This is a genomic window from Cellulomonas biazotea (assembly GCF_004306155.1).
In the GTDB taxonomy this organism is placed as follows: Bacteria; Actinomycetota; Actinomycetes; order Actinomycetales; family Cellulomonadaceae; genus Cellulomonas; species Cellulomonas biazotea.
This window is the reverse complement of sequence record NZ_BIMR01000219.1, coordinates 1-4,835: the sequence shown is the minus strand read 5'-3', so window position 1 is coordinate 4,835 and position 4,835 is coordinate 1. Positions and strand designations below refer to the sequence as shown.

Here is a 4,835-nt window from a genome sequence, read left to right as displayed (position 1 = left end):
TCGGCAACCGGCGCACGACCGTCCACGTCGACGTCGAGGCGCTCACCTCGGCGGGCGCGTCCGCGTCCGTCGGAGCCGACCGCACGATCGAGCGCGCGTCCGAGCCCGGCGACGTCAGCGGCGGGTTCGAGGTCCTGGTCGCCGACGACGGGACGTCGGTGTCCGCCGACTGGGCCGACGTCGGCGACACGGGCGGGTCCGCGATCACGGGCTACCGCGTCGAGTACCGGGTCGACAACGGTGGGTGGGCCGCGCTCACGACCGCGGGGTCGTCGTCGCTGAGCTCCGCGCCGCTGCCCACCGCCGTCGCCGCCGGCTCGCGCGTCACGCTGCGGGTCAAGGCGGTCAACCAGTTCGGCGAGAGCGGCTCGTGGGCCGAGTCCCAGCGGTCCGAGCCGGTGCCCACCCCCGCGCCCGACCCCGGCGGCGGTGGGGGATGACCGCGACCTGCCGCGCCCACCGACCCGCCGAGACCCTTCCTCACCGCACGAGACGGAGCCCCCGCACATGACCCCCGAGCAGAGCGCATGGTTCGCCGAGACGTTCGACGCCCTCGTCGGCAACGTCGGGCAGGCGCTGCTGGGCAAGGACCGCCCGGTCCGGCTCGCCCTCACGGCGATGCTCGCCGAGGGCCACCTGCTGCTGGAGGACGCACCCGGCACGGGCAAGACGTCGCTCGCGAAGGCGATCGCCGCGACCGTCCAGGGCACCCACCACCGCATCCAGTTCACGCCCGACCTGCTGCCGTCGGACGTCACGGGCGTGACGATCTACGACCAGGGCAGCCACAAGTTCGAGTTCCACCCCGGCCCGGTGTTCGCGTCCGTCGTGCTCGCGGACGAGATCAACCGCGCCTCGCCCAAGACGCAGGCGGCGCTGCTCGAGGTCATGGAGGAGGGGCAGGTCACGGTCGACGGCGTGACCCACGCGGTCGGGCGCCCGTTCATGGTCATCGCGACGCAGAACCCCATCGAGCAGGCCGGGACCTACCGCCTGCCGGAGGCGCAGCTCGACCGGTTCCTCATCAAGACGTCGCTCGGCTACCCGGACCGCGCGTCCACCATCGAGATCCTCGCGGGCGCTCGCGACCGCACGACGAACCTCACGCCGCGGATCACGACGCAGGCGGTCGGGACGATGGCGGACCTCGCGCGCACCGTGCACATCGACGAGGCCGTCCTGGACTACGTGGCGCGCCTCACCGAGTCGACGCGGTCCGACGCGCAGACGGCGCTCGGCGCGAGCGTCCGCGGCGGCCTGGCGCTGGTGCGCTGCGCGAAGGTGTGGGCCGCGTCCGAAGGGCGCGAGTACGTGCTGCCCGACGACGTCAAGGACCTCGCGCAGCCCGTCCTCGCGCACCGGCTCGTCCTCGACACCGAGGCGGAGTTCGCCGGGGTGCGGGCTGCGGACGTCCTGGACCGCATCCTCGAGACGACGGCACCGTCGGTCCTGCGAGCCGTGTGACCGTGTCGTTGCGCATCTCCTCGCTCGGCTGGGGCGTCCTGGCGGCCGCGGTCGCGGGCCTCGTCCTGGGCCGCTGGCTGGGCTGGCTCGAGACCGCCGCGATCGGTGCGGCCCTCACGGCCGTCCTGGTCGTGTCGCTGCTCATGACGCTGGGCCGCTCCCGGTTCGCCGTGTCGCTCGACATGGCGGACCGGCGTGTGCGCGTCGGGGAGCGGGCGGTCGGCCGGGTCGAGGTGCGCAACGACGGACGCAGCCGGTCGCTGCCCGCGCGGGTCGAGCTGCCCGTCGGCGCGGCGGTGGCCGAGCTCGGGATCCCCGTGCTCGCGCCCGGTGCGTCGCACGACGAGCTGTTCGCGATCCCCACGTCGCGCCGCGCCGTGGTCGTCGTGGGTCCGGTGCGGTCCGTGCGCGGCGACCCGCTGGGTCTGGTGCGGCGCGCGGTGCGGTGGACGACGCCCGTCGAGCTGTTCGTGCACCCGCTGACGGTCGCGCTCACCGGCTCGAGCTCGGGCCTGCTGCGCGACCTCGAGGGTCAGTCGACGCGCGACCTGTCGGACTCCGACCTGTCGTTCCACGCGCTGCGCGACTACGTCGCGGGCGACGACCGGCGGTACATCCACTGGCGGACGACCGCGCGCCGCGGCAGCCTCATGGTCAAGCAGTTCGAGGACACCCGGCGGACGCAGACGGTCCTCGCGCTCGCGACGGACCCGCGCGACTACGCCGACGAGGACGAGTTCGAGCTCGCGGTGTCGATCGTCGCGTCGCTCGGCGTGCAGACCATCCGCGAGCAGCGCGACATCGCGGTGCTGGCGGGGCCGGGCGCGCTGCGCGTGCAGACCCCGCCGCTCCTGCTCGACGACTGCGCGCGCCTGGTCCAGCAGCCCGGTGGTGCGGGGATCGCCCTGCTGGGACGGCGCGTCGCGCGCGAGACCCCCGACGTCTCGGTCGCGGTCCTCGTGACCGGCTCGGTCGCGGACGACGCGTCCCTGCGGCTCGGGGCGCGGCACGTGCCGGTCGGCACCCGCACGGTCGTCGTGCGGTGCGAGCGCGGCTCCGAGGTCTCCGTCCGCACGCAGGGTGCGCTGAGCCTGTCGACCGTGGGCGGTCTCGACGACCTGCCCCGCCTGCTGCGCCGGGTGGTCGCGTGAGCGGCACGGCGACCCCCACGGCTCCCCGCACGACCCCGGCCCCCCGCCCGGCGGCGGCGACGCCCCGCCCGGCGGTGCCTGCGCGCGCCCGGCGCACCGGGGTCCCGCTCGTGATCGACGTCGTGTGCCTCGTCGGGGCGCTCGCCCTCGTCCTGTGGCCGCTCCTGGCCGTGTACGGCGGCACGGCCGCAGTCCCCGCGGTCGTCGGGGGTCTCGCGCTCGGCGCGGGCGTCGCGCTGTGGGCCGCGGCACGCCGCTGGTCGGCGGCCGTGACGGTCGCCGCGCTGACCGCCACCTACGTCGTGGCCGGGGGAGCGCTCGCCGCGCCGACGACGACGCTCGCCGGGGTCGTCCCGACGGGCGCGACGGTCGTCGAGCTCGTCCGCGGCACCACGTCGACCTGGAAGCAGGTCCTCACGCTGCAGCCGCCCGTCGGGACGAGCGGCTCGCTCCTCGTCGCGGCGTACCTGCTGGCGCTCGTCGGATCGGCCGCCGCGGTGTCGGTCACGGCGCGCGTGCGGCGCCCGCTGCCCGCCGCGTCGGCCGCGGTCGTGCCGCTCGCCGTCATGGTCGCGGTCGTCGTGCTCGGGACTCGTGAGCCCGTCCCGGCGCCGTGGCTCACCGGGACGGTGCTGACGCTGCTGCTCCTGCCCTGGGCGTCCGCCCGCGCGGGCCTGCTGCGGCCGCGACGCGTCGTGGCCGTCGGCGCGCTCGCGGCGGTCGCTCTCGCGGGCGGTGTGCTGGGCGCACCCGTCGTCGTCGGCGACACGACGCGGTACGTGGTGCGCGACGAGATCGTGCCGCCCTTCGACCCGCGCGACTACCCGAGCCCGCTGTCGGCGTTCCGCCACTTCGTCAAGGTCGACGAGGACGCGACCCTGCTGACCGTCGAGGGCCTGCCGAGCGGTGCCCGTGTCCGGCTCGCCACGATGGACCGCTACGACGGTGTCGTGTGGAACGTCTCCAGCGACGGCTCGGCTGACGCGTCGGGCGAGTTCCGCCGGGTCGGCGACGACCTCGAGACGACGGTGCGGGGCGACCGCGCGCACGTCGAGGTCGAGATCGGCGCGCTCACCGGCGTGTGGCTGCCGACCGTCGGCTCCGCGACCGCGTTCGACGTCGTGGGCGACTCCGCCGCCGACCTGCGCTACAACGACGCGACCGGGGCGGCCGTCCTCGTCGGCGGCGTGCACGAGGGCCTGCGCTACGGCGTGGACGTCGTCGTGCCGCGCGTCCCGGAGGACGCCGAGATCGGCTCCGCTCCGGCGGCGTCCGTCACGCTCCCCGACGTCGTGGGAGACCCCGACGCGGTCGCCATGACCGCACCCGACGTGGCCCGCGACGCGGGCGAGCCGGTCCAGGTCGCCCGGGCGCTGACCCGGTGGCTGTCGGAGGAGGGGTACTTCAGCCACGGCGTCGCCCCCGAGGACCACCCGTCGCTGTCGGGCCACGGTGCGTTCCGGATGACCCAGCTGCTCGGTGGCGACCTCATGGTCGGCGACGGCGAGCAGTACGCGTCGGCGCTCGCGCTGCTGGCGCGGGAGATGGGGCTGCCGGCACGCGTCGTGCTCGGCTTCGTCCCCGACGCCGCCGAGGGGCCCGTCGACCTCACGGGCGCGGACATCCAGGCGTGGGTCGAGATCGCGTTCGCCGGGCACGGCTGGGTGCCGTTCGACCCGACGCCGCCGCCGACGCAGACGCCGCAGGAGGACCAGCAGGACGCGCCGTCGCAGCCCGACCCGCAGGTCGTCCAGCCGCCCCCGCCGCCGCCGGACGCGGCGACGCCGCCCGACGAGGACACCGAGCAGCCCAGCACGGACGAGCCGGCCGAGGACGACAGCGCCGCGGCGCTGTGGTGGCGCATCGCGCGGGTCGCCGGAGTCGCGGCCGTGCCGCTCGTGCTGCTGCTCCTGCCGTTCCTCGTCGTGGGGGCGCTCAAGGCGCGTCGCCGCCGGCAGCGGCGCCGCCACCGCGACACGGTCGTCCGGGTCGCGGGCGGCTGGGACGAGGTCGTCGACCACGCGCGCGACCTGCGTCGCCCCGTGCCGCCTTTCGCGACCCGCCGCGAGTCGGCCGACGCCCTCGCGTCGGCGTTCGGCGACCGCCCGGGCCGCGACGGCACGGCCGTGGTCACGACCGTGCGCGAGCTCGCCGACCACGCCGACCGGGCCGTGTTCGCGCCCGCCGCCCCGAGCGACGCGGAGGCCGCCGCCTACTGGC

3 protein-coding genes and 1 pseudogene are annotated in these 4,835 nt (G+C 76.1%); all 4 read left to right on the top strand.

Features of this window, described 5'->3' with window-relative positions:
• Window positions 1–440: pseudogene (locus tag CBZ_RS20965) on the top strand (hypothetical protein); the annotation flags it as partial.
• A gap of 67 nt (window positions 441–507) precedes the next feature.
• On the top strand, window positions 508–1,464 hold the full coding sequence (locus tag CBZ_RS13885) for an AAA family ATPase (protein WP_130782111.1): 957 nt from the start codon (window positions 508–510) through the stop codon (window positions 1,462–1,464).
• A gap of 2 nt (window positions 1,465–1,466) precedes the next feature.
• Complete coding sequence (locus CBZ_RS13880) at window positions 1,467–2,615, top strand: DUF58 domain-containing protein (RefSeq protein ID WP_130782110.1); 1,149 nt, start codon at window positions 1,467–1,469, stop codon at window positions 2,613–2,615.
• Window positions 2,616–2,725: 110 nt separating this feature from the next.
• A partial coding sequence (locus tag CBZ_RS13875; protein ID WP_246013392.1) for a transglutaminase-like domain-containing protein occupies window positions 2,726–4,835 on the top strand: 2,110 nt, incomplete at its 3' end.

Bases quoted from the DNA above. Each gene is read 5' to 3' on its own strand.
- CBZ_RS13885 (WP_130782111.1), top strand. From the start codon at position 508: ATGACCCCCGAGCAGAGCGCATGGTTCGCCGAGACGTTCGACGCCCTC.